The 20,052-nt window shown below is 71.7% G+C and carries 19 protein-coding genes; 7 read left to right on the top strand and 12 right to left on the bottom strand.

Translation table 11 applies throughout. The features are described 5' to 3' along the window. Positions 1–100 precede the first annotated feature (100 nt). The 4 genes from OP04_RS03585 to OP04_RS49120 all read right to left on the bottom strand — a co-directional run bounded on the left by OP04_RS03585 (position 101) and on the right by OP04_RS49120 (position 5,561). Entirely contained in the window at positions 101–664 is a 564-nt protein-coding gene (locus OP04_RS03585; RefSeq protein WP_033337851.1) for a TIGR03086 family metal-binding protein, read from the bottom strand. 74 nt (positions 665–738) lie between these two features. Then, positions 739–1,821, bottom strand: coding sequence for a hypothetical protein (locus OP04_RS03580; RefSeq protein WP_198153678.1), 1,083 nt, complete (start codon positions 1,819–1,821; stop codon positions 739–741). 5 nt (positions 1,822–1,826) lie between these two features. Beyond that, positions 1,827–2,930, bottom strand: coding sequence for an SPFH domain-containing protein (locus tag OP04_RS03575; protein WP_232323449.1), 1,104 nt, complete (start codon positions 2,928–2,930; stop codon positions 1,827–1,829). Positions 2,931–2,963: 33 nt separating this feature from the next. Continuing rightward, positions 2,964–5,561: a DUF4132 domain-containing protein gene (locus OP04_RS49120; protein WP_051797018.1), complete on the bottom strand. Its 2,598-nt coding sequence runs from the start codon at positions 5,559–5,561 to the stop codon at positions 2,964–2,966. Positions 5,562–5,740: 179 nt separating this feature from the next. Here OP04_RS49120 and OP04_RS03565 point away from each other — a divergent pair, with 179 nt between their 5' ends. Next, positions 5,741–6,928 carry a cytochrome P450 gene (locus OP04_RS03565; protein ID WP_033337848.1) on the top strand — a complete coding sequence of 396 codons (1,188 nt, stop codon included), beginning with the start codon at positions 5,741–5,743 and terminating at the stop codon, positions 6,926–6,928. A gap of 55 nt (positions 6,929–6,983) precedes the next feature. Here the strand turns inward: OP04_RS03565 and OP04_RS03560 are convergent, their stop codons facing one another. Then, positions 6,984–7,439 carry a response regulator transcription factor gene (locus tag OP04_RS03560; RefSeq protein ID WP_232323448.1) on the bottom strand — a complete coding sequence of 152 codons (456 nt, stop codon included), beginning with the start codon at positions 7,437–7,439 and terminating at the stop codon, positions 6,984–6,986. Positions 7,440–7,771: 332 nt separating this feature from the next. On the opposite strand from OP04_RS03560, the gene OP04_RS03555 reads away from it, so the two are divergent. Continuing rightward, on the top strand, positions 7,772–8,254 hold the full coding sequence (locus OP04_RS03555) for a BP74-related protein (protein WP_051797017.1): 483 nt from the start codon (positions 7,772–7,774) through the stop codon (positions 8,252–8,254). A 496-nt stretch (positions 8,255–8,750) separates the two neighbouring features. On the opposite strand, the gene OP04_RS56370 is transcribed toward OP04_RS03555, so the two are convergent. After that, the gene (locus OP04_RS56370; protein WP_033337847.1) at positions 8,751–9,368 is read right to left on the bottom strand and encodes a TetR/AcrR family transcriptional regulator; all 618 of its coding nucleotides are present in this window, start codon (positions 9,366–9,368) and stop codon (positions 8,751–8,753) included. A gap of 58 nt (positions 9,369–9,426) precedes the next feature. Here OP04_RS56370 and OP04_RS03545 point away from each other — a divergent pair, with 58 nt between their 5' ends. Then, on the top strand, positions 9,427–10,353 hold the full coding sequence (locus OP04_RS03545) for a hypothetical protein (protein ID WP_033337846.1): 927 nt from the start codon (positions 9,427–9,429) through the stop codon (positions 10,351–10,353). Between the two features lie 108 nt (positions 10,354–10,461). Next, complete coding sequence (locus OP04_RS03540; RefSeq protein WP_033337845.1) at positions 10,462–11,664, top strand: S8 family peptidase; 1,203 nt, start codon at positions 10,462–10,464, stop codon at positions 11,662–11,664. Positions 11,665–11,704: 40 nt separating this feature from the next. On the opposite strand, the gene OP04_RS03535 is transcribed toward OP04_RS03540, so the two are convergent. From OP04_RS03535 to OP04_RS03520, 4 genes are all read right to left on the bottom strand, one after another. Next, positions 11,705–12,166: a hypothetical protein gene (locus OP04_RS03535; protein WP_157239189.1), complete on the bottom strand. Its 462-nt coding sequence runs from the start codon at positions 12,164–12,166 to the stop codon at positions 11,705–11,707. Continuing rightward, positions 12,153–13,310, bottom strand: a complete 1,158-nt coding sequence (locus OP04_RS03530; RefSeq protein WP_033337843.1) for a vWA domain-containing protein — start codon at positions 13,308–13,310, stop codon at positions 12,153–12,155. Before OP04_RS03530 ends, OP04_RS03535 begins: the two co-directional genes overlap by 14 nt. Next, a complete protein-coding gene (locus OP04_RS03525; RefSeq protein WP_051797016.1) occupies positions 13,259–14,479 on the bottom strand; it encodes a hypothetical protein in 1,221 nt (406 codons plus the stop codon). Before OP04_RS03525 ends, OP04_RS03530 begins: the two co-directional genes overlap by 52 nt. A gap of 66 nt (positions 14,480–14,545) precedes the next feature. Further along, positions 14,546–14,980 carry a MarR family winged helix-turn-helix transcriptional regulator gene (locus OP04_RS03520; RefSeq protein WP_033337842.1) on the bottom strand — a complete coding sequence of 145 codons (435 nt, stop codon included), beginning with the start codon at positions 14,978–14,980 and terminating at the stop codon, positions 14,546–14,548. Positions 14,981–15,064: 84 nt separating this feature from the next. Between OP04_RS03520 and OP04_RS03515 the strand changes: the two genes are divergently transcribed. Beyond that, positions 15,065–16,159, top strand: coding sequence for an amidohydrolase family protein (locus OP04_RS03515; protein WP_033337841.1), 1,095 nt, complete (start codon positions 15,065–15,067; stop codon positions 16,157–16,159). A 2-nt stretch (positions 16,160–16,161) separates the two neighbouring features. Continuing rightward, on the top strand, positions 16,162–16,728 hold the full coding sequence (locus OP04_RS03510; RefSeq protein ID WP_198153677.1) for a TetR/AcrR family transcriptional regulator: 567 nt from the start codon (positions 16,162–16,164) through the stop codon (positions 16,726–16,728). Here the strand turns inward: OP04_RS03510 and OP04_RS03505 are convergent. Further along, entirely contained in the window at positions 16,721–17,557 is an 837-nt protein-coding gene (locus OP04_RS03505; protein WP_033337840.1) for a mycofactocin-coupled SDR family oxidoreductase, read from the bottom strand. The genes OP04_RS03510 and OP04_RS03505 overlap by 8 nt on opposite strands. Positions 17,558–17,704: 147 nt before the next feature. On the opposite strand from OP04_RS03505, the gene OP04_RS03500 reads away from it, so the two are divergent. Continuing rightward, a complete protein-coding gene (locus tag OP04_RS03500) occupies positions 17,705–19,375 on the top strand; it encodes a flavin-containing monooxygenase (protein WP_051797015.1) in 1,671 nt (556 codons plus the stop codon). A gap of 6 nt (positions 19,376–19,381) precedes the next feature. Here OP04_RS03500 and OP04_RS03495 read toward each other — a convergent pair whose 3' ends face one another. Beyond that, on the bottom strand, positions 19,382–20,002 hold the full coding sequence (locus tag OP04_RS03495) for an NAD(P)-dependent oxidoreductase (RefSeq protein ID WP_033337838.1): 621 nt from the start codon (positions 20,000–20,002) through the stop codon (positions 19,382–19,384). Between the last annotated feature and the right edge of the window lie 50 nt (positions 20,003–20,052).

Genomic DNA, 20,052 nt, shown 5'->3' with positions numbered 1-20,052 from the left:
GCACGGCGGAACCGGCGGCCCGCGGGAGCATGCGGGCCGGACCACGCCGGAAGCGGGAAAATCCGCTCGTTGATCTTGTTTTTGGAAATGATCTCGGGACTCAGAAGTGGCGGCCGGTCAGGGAGATCAGCTGCACGACCGGGTCCTTGCTGGTGGTGGGCACGGGCGGCGCGACGATGCCCATGCCGGCGAAGGTGTCGATGTTCGCATGCGCGTAGGCCAGGGAGAACGCGACGGCCTCCGGGTCCAGGGTCTCGTCCTGGCCGGAGCCGCGGGCCAGGTCCCACTGGTGGATGGTGAGGTCGACGAGCATCTGGGCCGCGTACTCGGCCAGCGGCACCTCGCCGAAGGAGAGGTGGACCGTGCCGGAGCCGTCGGTGGCCTGGAAGGCGGCGAGCGACGACGCGGCGGCCAGGTCCCAGGCCTTGGCCGGGTCGCCGTCGGTGAGGTCGCCGTCGAAGCGGTCGCCGACCTGCGCGATGGTCTCGCGGGCAAGGATGTGCGGCGCCCAGAGGTGCTCGCCGATCAGGTGGTTGACCAGGTCGCTGACGGACCACTCGGTGCAGGGCGTCGGGTCGTTCCAGCGGTGGGCCGGGACGCCGTGCACGCGCGCGCCGAAACGGTCGACGGCGGCGGGGATCATGAGCAGAGCCGAGGTTGCCATGACGACACGGTATGTCCCGGTTCGGGCGCTGCGAGGAGGTGGGGCCCGAACCGCAGGCGCGGCGACGATCCCGATCAGCGCTGGTTTCTCAGCACGAAGAACAGGATGATCGCGGTGATCAGGGCCAGCGCGGCCACGATCGCGGCGGCGATCTTGACCTTGCTGTAGGGGCGCTCGCCCGCGACCTCGCCGGTGCGGCCGTTGACCAGCACCGTGTAGGTCTTGCCTGCGTAGAGGTAGGCGGCGATCCAGACCGGCAGCAGCATCAGCTTGAACGTCAGGTCGCGGTAGTCGGTGTTGACCTCGTGCACGCGCTGCTCGTCGCCGCCGATGTCGCGGCGGCAGTCGTCGCGGATCTGGTCGTCCATCCGGCCCCGCGCGACGCCGAATCCGGCCTCCGGCTCCACGTCGTAGCGCAGCGTCTCGTGGCCGGCCAGGAACTCCGGCCGGTACGGCTCGGCCGCGCCCAGCGGCCACGGCTCCAGCGCGTCCAGGTGTTTCGGCGTGACGTGCGTGGTGCCGGCCACCAGGACGTCGTCGAACGCGCGGCTGACCTGCCCGGACACGGACGTCCAGCGGGTCTTGCGGACCTGCCGGGTCCGGGTCTGCGACTCGCCGTTGACGGTCTCGGTGTACGTCTCGGTCACGTAGTAGTAGTCGCCGCGCTGGCCGTTGTAGTACGACCAGGTGCTGCTGTCGAACGTCCAGTGCGGCAGGTAGGTGCTGTGCGCGGTCTCCGCCTCGGTGACCTTCTTCAGCTGCGACGGCGCGAACCAGCGCGTCTTCACCCAGCCCTTGAGGTGCTCGCGGACCGCGGACTTCTCCACGGCGAACGGCAGCACCGCCTCGGGTACGACCTGGTCGGCCGCGTCCGTGGTGGCGACCAGCGGCGCGCCGCAGAACTGGCAGCGGTCCGAGATCCGGTCGCTGCTGGTCTGGGCGCCGCAGTTGCGGCAGGTGAAGACGTGCGGGGCGAGCGTGGCGACGGGTTTGCGGGGCAGCGCGGCGAACGCGCGGAAGTCGTGCTCGCGCACGGCGCGGCCGTCTCCCTGAAGCGGCGTCTCGAAGCCGCAATAGGGGCAGCGCAGCACGCTGGTGCCGGGCGCGAACTCGACGGACGCGCCGCAGCCGGCGCACGGGTACTGCGTCTGGCTCACCGCGGTCACGCCTGCGGGGGCAGCGGCGGCGGCACGTTCGCGAAGACCGGCGCCAGCTCGGGTACCTGTCCCGCGGGCGTCCACGCGGCCATGCCGGCCTTCCAGACCAGCGTCTCGCGGGTGATGCCGTCGACACGACCGAGCCCTGCCAGGTCGAACGGGCCCTGTTGCTGCCCGCCCACGCCGACGAACCATTCCGCGGCCGTGCCGGGGAGCGGCGGCGGCCCCGCGGGCTTGTTCAGGGCGGCGCTGACCTGCTGCGCGGCAACCATGCCGAGCGCGAGATCCGAAGCCGATCCCCCGGGTGTGTTCGCCGCGTCGCGCATCGACTCCGCGGCCTGGAACTTCGTGTACTGGTCGAGGTTGCCGGCCACGCCCATCGAGGTGCGGCGGTCCAGCGCGGCCTCCACCTCCGGCGGCACCGAGATGTTCTCGATGATGAACTTCGAGACCTCGATGCCGTACCCGGACAGTTCGGCCGTGAGCACGCCGGCCAGCCGGTTGCCGATGCTGAGCTGCTGCGCGGCCAGGTCGAGCAGCGGCACCCCGGCCGTGGCCAGCGCGCTGCCCAGGTGCCCGGCGACGAGCTGCCGCAGGAAGCCCAGCACCTCCTCGGTCCGGAACTGCGGGTCCGTGCCGACCAGCTCCTTGAGCAGCAGCTCGGAGTTGACGACCCGGACCGCGAACCCGCCGAACGCGCGCAGCCGCACCACGCCGAACTCCGCGTCGCGGACGATCACCGGGTTCTGCGTGCCCCACTTGAGGTCGGTGAACTGCCGGACGTTGACGAAGTAGACCTCGGACTTCCACGGCGAGTTGAACCCGTGCGCCCAGCCCTTGATCGTGGAGAGGATCGGCAGGTTGCGGGTCTCCAGCGTGTACGTGCCCGGGGTGAACACGTCCGCGACGCGGCCCTCGGTGACGAAGACCGCGACCTGGGACTCGCGCACGACGAGCTTGGCGCCCATCTTGATCTCGTTCTGGTACCTCGGGAAACGCCAGACGATCGTGTCGCGGCTGTCGTCCAGCCACTCGATGATGTCGACGAGCTCGCCGCGCATCTTGTCCCACAGGCCCATGGCCGGCCCCTCCCGAGGGTTGATCAACACTCGACCGCACGGTAACAGGGCCGGTCGACCGGGCTAGGCGGTTGCGACCACGAGGTCCCGGATGATCTCCGACATGATCACCTCGTCGACCTCGCCGAGCGTGCCGCGGCCGGTCAGGCGGACCCGCTGGAAGTCCTGGTCCTCGTCGCGCTCGTAGAAGGACATGCCGGGTGAGAGCTCGACCTCGACGGTGCCGCCGCCCGGCAGTGCGTAGCCGAACGAGCCGATGATGCCGGCGTCCTGCGGGTTGTCCCGCAGCCAGCCGCGTTTCTCCAGGCCGAGCACCCTGCCGTACGGCGCGGTCCGCCCGGTCAGCCGCGGCAGCAGGGTGCCGGCCGCCTCCTCCGGGGTGAGCCGGTACACCTCGCGGTGCAGCTGCGCGAACGGTTGCAGGATCTCGTAGTCCGCGAACACCTCGCCGATCGGCGTCTCGTGCGCGGCCAGGTGGATCGGGTGAGCGACGCCGACGCGCGCGTCCGCGGGCAGCGTGACCGGGTCGTCGTGGTCGTCCGCGAGCGTGCCGTCCTCGGCCACCCGCAGCACCGAGGTCAGCGTGTCCGCCTCGTCGTAGACGCCCCAGACCAGGCGCCTGGCCGCGTGCCGGGCCAGCGGGTGCGTGGCGTAGTGGGCGACGAACTCCGCGCCGGTGAGCCGCCGTCCGGAGACCATGTCGCGTTCGAGCCGGGCGACCAGGTCGGTGCCGACGCGGCGGGCCTCCTTCTTCAGCTCGGCGAACCGCTTCTGCTCCGCGGGCGCGCGGTCCGCGTCGTCCTTCGCGCCGGGCTTGGGCAGCGCCTTCAGCCGACGGCCGGTCGCGTCCGTGACGTGCGGGGTGAGCGTCTCGTCGAAGACCACGGTGAACGTGCGCGGGCCGTAGTCGATGACGGTCCGCCCGCCCTCGTCCAGGCCCAGGTCGGGCAGGAGCCGGTCGGCCAGCTGCGCGCCGGTGAGCCCGAGCCCGGCCGCGACCTCGTCCATCTTCTGCCGGGCCGCGTTCTTCAGGCCCTTGAAGCCGGCGCGCTGCGCGATCCGGTTCAGCGCCATCAGCGCCTCCTCGGTGCCGATCGCGGCCAGCACGCCGAGGCCGGCGACCGCGCGGGCGTGCCCGGACTCGCCCGGCCAGGCCAGGATCGTCGGGGTGAGGCGGCGGATGGTGTCGTCGTCGCCGGCCAGGCCGAGCGCGTCGAGCGTCCAGCTCTCCTTCGCGGTGCCGCCGAGGAAGTACCAGCGGAAGAACACGTCCCAGACGTACCGTGCGAGGTCTGTGCGGTCGAACGCCCCGATCACGTCGCCGAGGTGTTCCCAGGGCTTGTTCACCCTGCTCAGGCCGAACGCGGTGAGCAGCGCCGGCACGTAGGCGCCGGGCAGCGCGGTCCCGTCCTTCAGCAGCGGTGGCAGCACCCCGACGAGCATCCACGGGGGTACGGGCGGGCGCTTCGTCGGCAACGCCGGCCAGGACGGCACGGCGTCGGGCTTGGCCTCCGTGCGGGCCGCGATCTCGTCGAGCACGGCGGCGACGCGGGTGGCGGCCGCGCCGGTCAGCGACGGCAGCGCGGTCGCGGCCTCGGCCGGGTGCGCGACGACGTGCCCGCGCAGCAGGTCGCCGACCACGCGGCGTCCGCCCGCCTCGGCCAGCAGCCGGGTCGCGCGCTCCGGGAAGCGGTCCGCGGCCTCCACCAGGTACGGCCGGATGTCCCGGTCGAGCACGCGGTCGCGCAGCTCGGTGAACGCGTCGTCGTAGGGCGTGCGGGCGAGCACGGTCAGGTTGCTGTGCCAGCCGGTGCCGCGCAGCAGCGTGGCGGCCGCCTCCGGCGCGTGGGTCAGCACGGTGGAGATCAGCCGGTGGCCGGGGTCGTGGAACATCATGTCGTCGGCCACGAACAGGAGCCTGCGGGCCTGCTCCGGGGTGCAGGCCGCGGCCAGCAGCGTGGCGATCCGGCGGTTGATGCCGTAGTGGTACTCGTCGAGCGGCCGGTCCACGGCCAGCTCGTCCAGGGCCGCGGCCGTCCAGTCGCGTGCGGCGGGGACCAGCACGGCGCTGACGGCGCGGCGCTGCACGCTGTCCCGTTCCGCCCGGACGCGGGCGACGGCGGCCACAGCGTCGCGGTACTCCTCCGGCGGGGCGGCCGCGAGCACGTCCCGGACCCGGTAGAGCACGGTCAGCGGCGTGTCCGCGTCGTGGCGGAAGTAGTAGCCGTAGAACTCCTGCCACTCGACGGCGTACGGCTGGTCCCGGTTCTGCCGGTTCCCGGTCTGGTGCAGGTCGAAGAGCAGCACCGCCGCCTCGGCCGCGAACGCGAGCCCGCGCCCGGCCAGCCAGGCGTCGGCCAGGACCGCGTTGAGCTGTGCACGCCGTGCCGAGGCGGTCTGCCACTCGAGGAAATCTGACGCGTCCGTATGGGCGAAGGCGGTGAGCGCGGCGCCGAGCGGGCTCTCCGGGTCGGCGGCCGCCAGCTCCGGCGTGGTCTCGGGCTGGCTCAGCACGGTGGCGCGCAGGTCCGGGCGCTCGGCGTAGTACGCGGCGAGCGCGGCCGGTGCGTCGGGGTCCGGCGCGACCGGGTCGCCCACCGGCGTCTCCGCGTCCGTCCGCCACGGCAGCGGCCGCCAGCCTTCCGGAAGCACCACGTCCACGGTCTTTCCCCTCTCGACGATGAGGGCCCGACCGTATCGCAGACCTGTGACAGCCACGCTGAGTGATCACTCAGAAACGCTCGGATGTTAGACGGGTCCTGCATGGACAGTCAAGCATTGATCTTCGCCATTGCCGGGGGAAGGATCGCTGCGGTAGTGCCGACAATCCGGAGGCCGAAATGACGACAGTCTTCACCGACCCGGACCGATACACGGACATGACCGGCTGGCACCGCGAGGTCGCCGAGCTGCGCACACAGGCACCGATCCACCGAGTGACCGCGGACGGCTTCGACCCGTTCTGGGCCGTCCTGGCGCACGACGCCGTGATGGAGATCGAGCGGCAGCCGGACCTGTTCCGCAACGCACCACTCCCCTGGGTGATGAGCCGGGCGGACATCCACGCCGCGGTCGAGGCCGGACCGGCGCCACGCACGCTGATCCACATGGACGGCGAGGACCACGCGAACTACCGGCGGTTCGGCCACGACTGGTTCCGGCCGGCCGCGCTGGCCCGGCTGCAGACCCGGTTGAATACGCTGGCCGGTGACGCGCTGTCCACACTGGAGGGGCTGGACGGGCGCTGTGACTTCGCGGCCGACGTGGCGCGGCCGTACCCCCTGAAGGTGATCCTGGAACTGATGGGCCTGCCGGAGGAAGAATATCCGCAGGTCATCGCGCTCACTCAGGACTTCTTCGCGCGGGACGGCGACGCACAGGTCATGCAGAACCTGTTCGGCTACATGTATGCGCTGACCATGGCCAGGCGGGCGGAGCCGACCGGCGACCTGGCCAGCGCGGTCTCCAACGGCCGGATCGACGGCGAGCTGATCCCGGAGGTGGAGGCGACCAGCTACCACATGATGGTCGCGGCCTCCGGCTACGAATCGACCGCGAAGGCGCTGACCGGCGGCATGCACGCGCTGATCGCACACCCGGAGCAGCTGGCCCGGCTGCGGCAGAACCCGGACCTGATCGACTCCGCCGTGGACGAGATGATCCGGTTCTCCTCGCCGGTACGGCACATGATGCGCACCGCGTCCGCGGACACCGAGGTCGCGGGCGCCCGGATCCGCGCCGGCGACTGGGTGCTGCTGTCCTACCCGGCCGCGAACCACGACCCGAAGAAGTTCCCCGACCCGGACTCCTTCGACGTCGCCCGGCCGAACGCGGCCGGGCACCTGGCGTTCGGCTTCGGCCCGCACCACTGTCTCGGCGCGGCGCTGGCCCGGATGGAGATGCGCACGCTCTTCCGCCGCCTGCTCCCCCGCCTGGAGTCCGTCGACCACGACGGCGACGCCGCGCTGACCGACACCACGTTCATCGGCGGCTTCAAGTCCCTCCCGACCCGCTACCGGCTGTCCTGATCCGTCCGTCCTCTGTGGTTCCCGTTCGCCGGGGCGCGCGCGTCGCCCCGGCACCTCACCAGGTGCGGTCCGCGAGCATCCGCTGCACGCGGTTGACCAGCTCCTGCGGGCGGAACGGCTTCGTCATGTAGTAGTTCGCGCCGAGTGTCATGCCGAGGTCGATGTCGCCGGCCGCGTCCCGGCCGCTCAGCATCAGGACCGGGATGTCCGTGGTGCGGGGCTTCGCACGGAGTTCGTAACAGATGTCCAGGCCGCTCAGGCCCGGCATCACCACGTCCAGCAGGATCAGCTGCGGCCGGTGCTGCACCGCGAGACTCAGCGCGGACAGCCCGTCTCCGGTCGTGATCACGTGGTAGCCGGCCGCCTCCAGCGTGAACTCGATCAGCGCGCGCACGTCCTCGTCGTCGTCCGCGACGAGCACGGTCGGCTGCGCGTCCGGCGCGACAGGTTGCTCCTGACCCGCCGGGACGATGAATGCGCTGGTCAAATACGGCATGGTCGTCTGACGCACGGTGGCCTCCCGGTTTTTTCGCCCACCCAGATGAAGCGCGCGCCCGGTGGCGATCCGGGTGCATCCAGGTTGCGGTCCGGTTGTTAGCCCGCAATCCCGACCTGCGCCGCAAACCTGGCCAGAGCCGTGAAACCCCACGAAAACCCCAGAAACAGACGTTCGCCGCCGCGCAATCCGGGCAAAGACCCCGCGAGATTCGCCTTTGCTGGCAACGATTTCGGCACCACCCGGGGAAAAAACGAGTTCTGCTCACGTCCCGCTGGCGATCAACTACGTTCTGTTGTGGCCCGCCAAGATCATGGCGGGTTCCACTCCTGAGATGGGGGAATTCCATGCAAAAGCTGCGCACCCGGATCGGTGGCCTCGTCGCGGCCGCCGCGATCGCCTTCACCGGCGTCGCCGTGACACCCGCACCGGCCCAGGCCGCGGTCGTGCCCGCGTTCTTCAGCGTGAGCGACATAACCGGGAAGTTGTTCGTCATCAAGCTGGTCGACCAACTCAAGATCGACCAGGCGCGTGCCATTCTCGACGGCAACGGTGGCGGCGCCACACACATCCTCGGCCTGGCCAAGCCGACGGCCGCGGCTTACAACCCCGGCTTCAACTACCACCTCGACCCGTCCAGCATCACGTTCTTCCAGACCGCGAGCACCCTCTGCGACACCACGTTCGCTCAGCTCAACACGCTGCTCGGCGGCCTCGGTGGCCTGGGCGGGCTGACCGGACTCCTGCCCGGCCTGCCGGGACTCCCGATCTCCGGCCTGCTCGTCTGTCCGTCCACCTCGACCCTCATCGCCGAGGTATCACCTTTCTGATCCACCCGCACCACCAGCAACGCCGATGACTGGACGCCGCCCTCGGGACGGCGTCCAGTCGGCGTTTCCACCCCGGCACGCGGGACGCGACCGACGCGAGTCGCGACCGGCGCACCGATGTGACTCGGCGTTCCCGCCCCGGCACGCGGGACGCGGCCGGTGCGCCGACGTGACAGGGAACCGCGTTTCTCCGTGACCGGCGGCGCCGGATCCGATCGGGGATCGGAAGCGGAGAGCCGGCGGAGTCCTGGCGTATGGCGAGGTTGCCCGCGGAAGCGGCTCTGGTGCTCGTTCCGGTCAGGTGCAAGCCGGGCAGAGCCGGTCCTCGCCCGACATTTCGGCATATCAGACCCTGCTCCGCGATCATGGCGGCCTCCGACCGCACTCGACACTCCCTGATTCACGCCTCCTGTTCGTACTCCTGGGCAGGGCAGTCCGTCTTGCGGCTTTTGAGCTGCACCACGCCGGAACCGGGAGAGTGCGGCTCCTCGGGTGGTCATCCCGCCAGCAGGGCCGCCTTCGCCTGACCGACCAGCCAGTCGCGGGCGCGGTCGAAGGGCCAGCCGCAGTCCTGGCACAGGGCCTTCCAGGCGCCGTCGCCGAAGTGGAACCAGAGCAGCGTGGCGGCGTCGTCACGGGTGAGCCCCGGGCGCAGCGCGCCGAGCGTCTCCAGGTGGTCCGCGACCGTGCCGAGCGCCTCCTGGTACGCGTGCAGGATGCGCGCATGCACCGCGGCCGCCGCCGGTTCGGAGCGGGCCTGGGGGAAGAGGCCGAAGATGGCGTCGCGGTGCTGCTCGTGGGTCTGGCGGATCCCCTCGCCGACGATGGCCAGGACCTCCGCCGGGTCGCCGGTGTGCGCGATCGCGTCGAGGCTGTCCCGCACCGTGGGCGCGGTGGTGATCGGCTCGATCAGCGCGGCGAGGATCTCCGCCTTCGCCCCGAGGCTGGTGTAGACGGTCGGGACCGCGATCCCGGCGGCGCGGGCGATCCGGGGAAGGGTCGTCGCCGCGTAGCCGTCGGTCAGGAACAGCTCGCGGGCCGCGTCCAGGATGGCGGCCCGGGTGGCCGCCGCGGCGGCCTCGCGGCGGGGCGAGTGGTACTGGGCGGACTGCACGGTCTCATCGTAGGCGGCAGGTTGGCTATGTCTTCATATAATGATTAGTGTAGGCCCTATGGAATCTGGAACAGCGTGGCCGGACCACGTGCAACGCGTGATGGCCGGCGACCTGGTGACGGTCTTCGCGTATACGACCCCGGCCGGCGGCGCCGTGCTCCTGCCCGTCTCACCCACCGGCCTGGTGGACCGGGACGCGGGCCGGATCGCCATGACCACCTCGCTGGCGTTTCCCGGCAAACTGCGTCACGTGCGAGACCGCCCGGAGGTCGCGATGGCCTACCACACGCGGGAGCACGGCTTCGCCGACGACCCGGGTTTCGTGCTCGCCCAGGGAACCGCCATGGTGGACCTGACCCCGGACCCGGAGCGGCTCGCGGCGCTGCGGCCACAGGTCGCGCGCTTCCTCGGCGCCGACCCGACCGGCCGGTTCTGGGACTGGCTGCTGCGCGAGTACCTCGACTACCGCGTCTTCCTCGACATCCCGGTGCACCGCGTCGCGGTCTGGCACGACGGCTCCGGCCCGGAGGTCCACGGCGCCATCTGGCCCGCCCCTCCGGCGCCGCAGCGGCCACCTGCGAAGGGCACCGCGCCCCGGGTCGACGCGGCGAAGATGCACCGCCGGATGAGCCGGCTGCCGCACCAGCTCATCGCGTACGTCGGCGCGGACGGCCTGCCGGTCGTCCTGCCCGTGACGCTGACCGGCCACGACGCGCGCGGCCTGCACCTGCGGGCGCCCGGCCTGCCCGACGGCGGCCGCCGGGCCGGACTCGCGGCCCACTCCTTCGGCCCGAAGGCGACCGCGCTGGCGAACCGCGCCGGCACCGGATGGCTGGAGGCCCACGGCGGCGAGGCGATCTGGTCACCGCACACCACCGGAGGCTTCACCGTGCCACCGATCAAACTGGTCCAGACCCTGGGCAACGGCCTGCTCGCCAAGCAGGGCATCCGCACCGCACGCCGCCGCGGCCTGCTACCCCGATAGCGGGCCGGAAGCGGGAAAATTCGCTGTTGCAAAGAATTTCGTCTATGTCGCTGTTACGGTCCGAGAGGGACGGCCGGGCCGGACCGGCCGGTACTTCAGGAGGTTCGGATGGCGAAACGTGTGCGGCTCGGGCTGGTGGCCGGGGTGGCGGTGCTGGCCGGCACGCTCGGCCTGCCGGGAGCGTCCGCGGCGGCGCCGGCCGAGGGCTCGATCCTCGCGGCGGCGGCCGGGGCGGAGGTGGTCCCGGGCAGTTACATCGTGGTGATGGACGACGGCACGACCGGTGTGCGGGAGAAGGCGCGCAGCCTGGCCGGCAAGCACGGGGCCACGGTCGACGCCACCTATGAGCACGCGCTGCGCGGGTTCGCGGCGCGGATGACGGAGGCGCAGGCCAAGCGGCTGGCGGCGGCGCCGGGTGTGTCCTACGTGCAGCCGAACGTGGTCCACACGACGCAGGCCACGCAGACGAATCCGCCGTCGTGGGGGCTGGACCGCATCGACCAGCGCAACCGCCCGGTCGACGCGTCCTACACCTACAGCACGACCGCGTCGAACGTGACCGCCTACATCATCGACACCGGCATCCGCACCACGCACGGTGACTTCGGCACGCGTGCGGTGAGCGGCTTCGACGCGGTCGACGGCGGCACCGCGGACGACTGCAACGGCCACGGCACCCACGTCGCGGGTACGGTCGGCGGCAACGCCTACGGCGTGGCCAAGGGTGTGCGCCTGGTGGCCGTGCGCGTGCTCGACTGTGAGGGCAGCGGCACCACCGCGCAGGTCGTGGCCGGCATCGACTGGGTGACGGCGAACGCGACCGCCCCTTCGGTGGCGAACATGAGCCTGGGCGGCAGTGCGGACACCGCGCTCGACGACGCGGTCCGGCGGTCGATCGCGGCCGGCGTCACCTACGCGATCGCGGCCGGCAACGGTTTCCTGGGCATCTTCGCGCTGGACGCCTGCACGCAGTCGCCGGCCCGGGTCGCCGAGGCGCTCACGGTCTCCGCGACCAACTCCTCCGACGCGAAGCCGTCCTGGCCGAACCGGGGCACGTGCGTGGACCTGTTCGCGCCCGGCATCGACATCACGTCGGCCTGGAACACGAACGACACGGCCACGAACACGATCAGCGGTACGTCGATGGCGGCACCGCACGTGGCCGGCGCGGCCGCGCTCTACCTGGCAAACAACCCGTCCGCGACGCCGGCCCAGGTCAGCGCCGCCGTGGTCGCGGCCGCCACGACCGGCGTGGTGACCAGCCCCGGCACGGGTTCGCCGAACCGGCTGCTCTACACCGGCGGGTTCTGATCCGCAGAACGGGTGCGGTCGCCTCGGCCGCACCCGTTCGCTACGCCTTGGTGTTGCGCAGGTGCTGATACGACAGCCAGGTCAGGACCAGGCCGAGCGCGGCGATGACCACGCCGATCACGGCGAGCCAGATCTGCGCGTTCTCCGCGCCGATGTAGACCAGCGGCAGGAACAGCAACCCGGCGACGAGCGCGGTCATCCCGCACACGAACAGCGCCTTGCGCCAGGTCGCGATCGGCAGCGGCGGGCGGTTGCGGACCGGCGGGTCCAGCCAGACCGTGGACCAGGCCCGGCGGTCGACCACCAGCATGGCACCGGCCGCGGCCCACCAGCCGATCCCGTAGCCGGCCAGGACGACCACGACCCACCAGCCGTCGAAGTGCGGGCGCAGCAGCGTCTCCAGCACACCCTGCCAGGTGAGGAAGACCGCGACGAGCGCGACGGACGCGCCGACCAGGTGCGGGCGCGAGCTGAGCCAGCGAGGCACGCTACTGATATCCACGGATGCTCCAGAAGACGGTGTAGAGCGGGATGTCCCGGCCGGCGGTGAACAGCTGCCCGCCGCTCTGCTCGGCGACGGCCCGCAGTTCGCGCTCCCACTGCGTGGCGCCCGCGACCGAGGCCGGGCCGGGATCGGGCGTGTAACGATCGCAGGGCGTGGTGCTCTGGTCGCCGGAGTCGAACGCGATCGTGTAGATCGGCACCGCCCGCTCCCGCTCGGAGAGACCCGCGCGGAAGTCGAGGTACTGACTGTAGTTGGCGCCGCAGGTGTTCTGGCCGTCGGAGAAGAGCACGATGGACGTGGACGCGCCGTCGTCCGCCTCGGCCAGCCACGGCCGGACCAGCGCGTGCGCGCTCTGGAGCGCGTCGTACATGGCGGTGTAGCCGGCCGCCTTCAGATCCTTCCTCGCGTAGTCCTGGATCGCGGTCAGCGTCGGCCCGGTCTCGGCATCCGGCAGCGTGAACTCGCGCGGCGTCTGCGCGCCGTTGCTGAACGGCACGAAGTCGACGCGTTCACCGGGCAGGAAGTTGAAGTACGTGGCCGGGTCGTTCTCGTCCGTGCCGGTCAGGTTGATCAGCGCGTTGCGCAGCTGCGACATGTTCTGCTCCATGGAGCCGGACACGTCGAGCACGAACACCATCCGCGACGGGGTACGGATCTGCGCCCGGTACGCGTCGATCAGCCGGCTCAGCGCCTTCGGGTCGGTCGGGTAGCGCAGCTGCGGCACCGGGATCGCGTTCTGCGCCGAGACCACGGCCGGGTTGCCGGGGCGGCGGCCGGTCGCCTCGCGGATGCGTTTCTGCACCGGTTCGCTGAACAGCCACTGCCACAGCGTGTCGAACGTGCGCTGCTCCGCCGCGGTCGCGCCGGTCAGCAGGCTCAGCCGGTACTCCGCGACCATGGTGCCCTCGGTGGGGTAGATCGCGGTGAGCCGGCAGTCCTCGGGCAGCTCCGCGTTCATCCGCTGGATCTCGGACTCGTAGATGATCAGGCCGTCGACGCCGTCCGTGCTGCGCTGCCGTCCGCACTCCGCGCCGCCGGACGCGACCTGTGCCACGTACCCGTCGGAGAGCGCCAGCGACGTGTCCGCGCTCAGCCGGTGCCCGGCGAAGAACCGCCGCAGCGCCTGATGCAGGCCCGGCACGCACCGGCCCGGTCCTCTCCGTAGACGCCCGTGATGACCTCGCTCATGAACCGTTTCCACGCCTGCGAGGCCGGGACCGGCACCGGTGGTCCCGGGGGCTCCAGCAGCGCGAGCCCGCGGTCACGGTTCGCCGCGTCGAAGGCGCCGGGGTCGCCGGCCGGCCGGAAGCCGTGCACCGCGGCCAGCCGGCGCAGCTCCGGGTCCTCGGTCAGCGCGGCCGCGAGCTGCGCGCCCCGGTCCGTCATCGGCGCGATCGTGTGGTCGCTGGCGATCGTGTGCGCCGGGTACAGCATGATCCGGGTGAACGTGTGCGTGGTGCCGTCGCTGGTGGTGACCTCGGTGACCAGCCCGTCCGGGTTCTCCCGGGCCGCGTCGAGGAACTGTGCCTCGTAGACGACCTGCATCGGCAGCTGGTATCCCTCCGCGGACAGGAACTGGTCGAACGGTTCCTCGCTGGTCAGCCCGGTGCTGCCCTGCGCCTGGAACAGCTCGCGCATCAGCGGTCCCACCTTGTTCGGATCCTGGGAGGTGACCGGCACGCCCCCGTTCGCCGCACTGCTGCTCACCGCGAGCAGCAGCTCCGCCGAGTTGGACGTGTCCAGCCGGGTGCTGAGCAGGATCGCGCGCTGGAAGCCCGGGTACGGCGCGGCCAGCCCCAGGTCCCGCCACCGCTTCTTCGCCGCGAACACCTCGGACAGGTAGCGCGCCACGTCGAACGTCTGCTGGTCGACCGCGGCCACGCCCGGCGGCAGCGCGCCCGCGACCTCCTCGAACGTGGCGACGACCAGCGGCGAGGAGAACACGGTCACCGGCGTGTTGCCGCTGCCGGCCGCCCGCAGGACGCTCTCCGCCGCGGACGTGCTGCCCGGGAACGCGAAGTCGTAACTGCGCAGGTCGCCGTCGCAGGCCATGGTGCGCGAGCCGGCCGCCTCGACCGCGACCCGCAGGCCGCGCCGTTCGAGTGCGGCGATGACGTCGCGGTCCTGGAAGAACGAGAGCTTCTCCGAGCCGACGAGACCGTGGACGTCGAACACCTGGCAGACCAGCAGGTGCGGGATCCGGATCTCACAGGCGTCCTTGCGATGGCCGGTGGAGACGCGCCAGCCGAGGATCAGTACGAGAATCGTGAGAAGGCCACCGAGGACAGTCCTGACCCGTTGGGATTTCATGCGAGCCCCGTGATCGACAGTTTCCTGTGCCCCAGAGGGTAGTACGTTCACGCACCGTCCGATGTCTCACCAGACCGGGCGCATCGGGGTGCGGCCGTCGCCGTTGTCGTCGACATAGGACCGCAGCGCGGCGCGGACCGTGTCCAGCTCCGGCATCCGCGACTCCTCCTCCGCCCAGATCTCGGCGACGCGCGCGACCAGCGCCCGGCCGCGGGCGGTGGCGACGATCAGCTGGGCGCGGCCGTCCGTGGGGTGGCGGGTGCGGGTGGCGTAGCCCCAGGTCTCCAGCTCGCGGGTCAGGTGCGCGGCGCCCTGCTTGGTGACGCCGAGGTAGGCGGCCAGGTCGACCGCGGTCTGCCCGTCCGTGACGACCAGACGACTGATCGCGTAGCCGTGCGCGGGGCGGATCTCCGGGTGGCCCTCCTCCGCGAGGCGGGCGTGCAGGCGGTCGGTGAACAGCCGGAACGTCATGGAGAGCAGCAGCGGGAGCGGCATCGGCATGCCTGCCAGGATAGACCAGTCACTTGTCTATCGCGTCGCCGTGCCGCAAGATAGACCAGTCACTTGTCTACCTCGGGGAGCCACATGTTCACGATCACCGGCGTCCGGGTCTTCGACGGGTCCGCATCGACAGATGCGCCCGTGCTGACCGACGTGCACGTCTCCGGCGGCCGGATCGTGGCCACGCCGCCGCCGGGCGCGGAGGTGGTGGAGGGACGCGGCCGGACGCTGCTGCCCGGCCTGATCGACACGCACGTGCACGTCGAGCGGCGTGCCGAGCTGGCGGAGCTGGCCCGCTGGGGCGTGACGACCGCGCTCGACATGGGCAGCCCGCGCCCCGCCGCCACGCTGCCGCTGCGCCACCTGGACGGCGTCGCGGACCTGTTCAGCGCCGTGTATCCCGCGGTCGCGCCCGGGTCGGCCACGATCCGGCAGATGGGCTATCCCGCGCACATCGCGGTGCCGGGCGCCGCCGACGCACAGGCCTGGGTGGACGCGCGCATCGCGGAGGGCGCGGACTACATCAAGATCGCGGTCGAGGACCCGAGGCAGCCCGGCACCACCGGCCTGTCCCCCGCGACCGTGACCGCGCTGGTGGAGGCCGCCCACGCCCGCGGCCTGCTCACGGTCGCGCACGCCGTGACCGCCGCGACCCACCGGATCGCGTCCGTCGCCGACGTCGTCACGCACGTGCCGATCCAGGCCGTCGCGAGCGGCGCCCGGGTCGTCTCCCCCACGCTGACCATGATGCGCGGCATCTGCGACACGGTCGGGCGCCGCTTCGCGCTGCGCGCGCTGGCCGCGCTGCGGATCGCGCCCCGGATGGACTTCGCGCACGCGCTCGGCTCGGTCCGCCGCCTGCACGCCGAGGGCGCCACCGTCCTGGCCGGCACCGACTCCAACAGCGACGGCACCGCGCCGTTCTCCCCCGCGTTCGGCACGTCGATGCACCAGGAGTTGCGGCTGCTGGTCGACGCCGGGCTGTCGCCGGTGGAGGCGTTGCGGGCGGCCACGTCCGTACCCGCGAAGGTCTTCGGTCTTGATGATCGTGGGGTCGTCGCGCCCGGCAAGCGTGCCGATCTCCTGCTGGTGGACGGCGACCCCACCACCGACATTCATTCCACGGTACGCATCGCGCACGTCTGGACCGCCGGTGTCACGGCCTTTCGTAGTATGTGACCGTGAGTTACTCGACCGACCCGCGGGCGGCCCGGAGCCGCGAGGCGATGATCACCGCCGCGCGCCGCCTGCTGGTCGACGAGGGGCCCGGCGCGATAACCCACCAGCGTGTCGCGGAGCTGGCCGGCGTGGGCCGCGCCACCGTCTACCGCCACTGGCCTCGCCCTGACCAGCTGCTCCTCGACGCGATGGGCGGCGCGGACCTGCCCCTTTTCAAGAACCCGGCCTCACCGGTACGGCCCTGGCTCCGCCGCGAGCTCCGGCAGATGGCCGACGAGCTGAGCGTTCCCGCGGTCGCCGCGATGGCGCTGACGCTGGCCCGGTCCGCGCTCTCGGACCCGGTCATCGCGGACCGTCACGACGAGTCCAACCGGACCATCACCGCGCGCATCGCGGCCGCCGTCACGCTGGCGGTCTCCGCCGGCGAGCTGACCACGGACGCCACCCCGCTGGACCTGTCCGCGCTGCTGGTCGGCCCGCTCCACTTCCGCATCGTCATCCAGCACGCGCCGGTCGACGACGCGCTCCTCGACCGCCTGCTGGACTCGATCGGCACCTGGGTCACTTGATGGACGCGCCGGCGTCGATCGGGAGCGCCACGCCGGTGACGTAGCGTGCTTCCTCCGTGGACAGCCAGAGCACCGCGTTGGCGATGTCGACCGGGTCGATCCAGGGGATCGGCAGGACGTTGACGGTCTGGAAACGGCCGGCCAGCGTCTCCCGGGTGCGCTCGTGCTCCGGCAGGTCCGGGGCGAACAGGGCGTACACGGACGGGTTGTGGATCATCGGGGTGTCCACGCCGGTCGGGTGCACGCTGTTGACGCGGATCCGGTCCGGGCCGAGCTCCAGCGCCAGGCTGCGGGTCAGGCCCACGATGCCGTGCTTGGCCGCGACGTAGTGCGAGGCCTCCGGATAGGGCCGCAGGCTCGCGGCCGAGCCGGTGATCACGATCGAGCCGCCGTCGTCGCCCGCGCGCAGGTGCGGGACGGCCGCCTTGACGGTGTGCCAGACGCCGGTCAGGTTGACGTCGATCATGTCCTGCCAGGTCTGCTCCGGCATGCCGACCGTGCCGACGCCGTAGACGGCCGCGTTGGCCGCCACGATGTCGAGCCGGCCGAGGCGCGCCACGGCATCGCCGACGGCGGCGTCCAGCGTGCCGAAGTCCCGGACGTCCGCCGTGACCAGGACTGCCCGCCTGCCCAGGGCCTCGACCTGGGCCACCGTCCCCGCGAGATCCTCCGGCGTGGCCAGCGGATAGAAGACGGACTCGATCGGCGCCGCGATGTCGACGGCGATGATGTCCGCGCCCTCCTGCGCGAGGCGGACCGCGATGCCCCGCCCCTGCCCGCGCGCCGCGCCGGTCACCAGCGCCACCCTGTCCTGCAGCCGTCCCGCCATGGTCTCCCCCTCCGGATGTCGTCGGGGCACGCTATCCACGGCCTCGCGCCTCGCTCGTCCCTCTCCAGAGGTACGCCCCATACATCGGGAGACCTATATTTCCGCAGCGTGTGAACGCGGCCCCGCCGGCTGTCGTCCTTCGGGGTCATGAACGTGGAAACGTGGCTCGCGTCGTTCGAGGCGGCCCTGCGCAATCGGGACATCCCGGCCGTGACCGGTCTCTTCGCCGCCGAGTCGTACTGGCGTGATCTGGTCGCCTTCACCTGGAACCTCGCCACGGTCGAGGGGCGGGACGGCGTGGCCGCGCTGCTCGCCCGGACCCTCGACGGCACCGATCCGTCCGGGTTCGTGCTCACCGATCCGCCGGTCGAGACCGGCGAGCTGGCCGAGGGGTGGTTCCGGTTCCGGACCGCGGCCGGCAACGGCATCGGGCACCTGCGACTCGCCGGCGGCAAGGCCTTCACGCTGCTCACCACGTTGCGTGAGCTGAGAGGATTCGAGGAGGTCCGGCCCGATCTGGACCGTCGTGACACACCTGCTGACGAGCCCTACGTGCTCGTGGTCGGCGGCGGGCAGGGCGGGATCGCCCTCGGTGCGCGGCTGCGTAACCTCGGCGTGCCCACGGTCGTCGCGGAACGGCACGACCGGGCGGGCGACAGCTGGCGCACCCGGTACGACTCGCTCACGCTGCACGATCCCGTCTGGAACGACCACCTGCCCTACTTGCCGTTCCCGAGCACCTGGCCGGTCTTCTCGGGGAAGGACCGGATGGCCGACTGGCTGGAGAGCTACACCCGGATCATGGACGTGCCGTACTGGCCGGGGGCGACGGTCCGATCGGCACGGTACGACGGCGGGCGCTGGACCGTCGTCGTGGACCGCGGCGGGGACGAGGTGGTGCTGCGCCCCGCCCAGCTGGTGTTCGCGACCGGTCTGGCGGGCAAGCCCGAGGTTCCCGTCCTTCCCGGGCAGGACGTCTTCCGCGGCGACCAGCACCACTCGTCGGCACATCGCGCCACGGCGTCGTACGCGGGGAAGAGGGCCGTGGTCGTGGGTTCGAACAACTCGGCGTTCGACATCGCCGAGGCGCTGTGGAGGGCCGGCGCGGACGTGACGATGGTGCAGCGCTCGCCGACGACCGTGGTGAGGTCCGCGACGCTGATGGACGTCGCGATCGGTGATCTCTACTCCGAGCACGCCGCGGTGCCCACCGACCGGGCCGACCTGACCGTGGCGTCCCTGCCGTACCGGATCATGCACCTCGCCCACATCCCCCGGGCGCGGATGATGGCGGAGCGGGACGCCGAGTTCTACGCCCGGCTGGCGAAGTCCGGCTTCCGGCACGACTGGGGCGCCGACGGCTCTGGCCTGGTCATGAAGAGCCTGCGGCGCGGATCCGGGTTCTATGTGGACACCGGGGCGGCCGAGCTGGTCATCGACGGGCGGATCAGGCTCGCCCACGGGCAGGCCGGGCACCTGACCGAGGACGCGCTCGTGCTCACCGACGGCACCGCGCTCCCGGCCGGCCTGATCGTGTACGCCACCGGGTACCGGTCGATGCACGAGCGGGTGGCGGAGATCGTCGATCGGGAGACCGCGGACCGGGTGGGCAGGGTGTGGGGTCTCGGCTCGGACACGCCGAAGGACCCCGGGCCGTGGGAGGGCGAGCAGCGCAACATGTGGAAGCCCACGCGTCAGCCCGGCCTGTGGTTCCACGGTGGCAACCTGCACCAGTCCCGGCACTACTCGCTCTACCTGGCGCTGCAGCTCAAGGCGCGCTACGAGGGCCTGGAAACACCCGTTTACCCGCCGGTCTAGAAGGGTCTAGAAGACCGCCACGGTACGCCCCGCGTGTGCCGGGTTCTCCAGCTCCGACACCATCGCGGCGGCGACCGCGGCGCGGGAGATCGACGGGGGCATGACCCGCCACCTGCGGTCGAGCGTCTCCAGCGGCACCACGCGGGCTTCGGTCAGGGGGCCGTTGGTCAGCGACACCGGGTGGACGATCGTCACGTCCGGGCCCTCGATGATCGAGTCGGCCAGGATCTTGTCGTCGTAGCCGTCCGCGCCGAGCACCAGGCGCTGGATCCGCTCGTGCAGCCCGCTCGAGAACCGCCTCGACGCGCCCACCCCGAACGAGCCGAGCCACACGACCCGCGGGCGCTTCGCGTCGGCCACGGCACGTGCGCCCGTGGACAGCGTGTTCCTCGGGCCGCCGCGGCTGAAGCCGAGCGCGCTGATCACGCCGTCGGCATCGGCGGCGGCGTCGACCACGCTGACCGGCGTGTGCACGTCGGCCTTGCGCACCTCGAGGCGCGCGGCGCGCAGGCCGGACAGCGTCTCGGGGTCGCGGGCCAGCGCGATCACGTCGTGGCCGCGGTCGAGTGCATGGCGCACCACGTGGCGGCCGGTCGCGCCGGTGGCGCCCAGGACAACGATTCGCATGACGATCCCCTCTGCGAGACAGGCGTCTCACAGAGGGGAATGCTGCCATG

Origin of the sequence: Catenuloplanes japonicus (assembly GCF_000717135.1) — a bacterium.
In the GTDB taxonomy this organism is placed as follows: Bacteria; Actinomycetota; Actinomycetes; order Mycobacteriales; family Micromonosporaceae; genus Catenuloplanes; species Catenuloplanes japonicus.
This window is presented reverse-complemented; position numbering and strand designations above follow the sequence as displayed.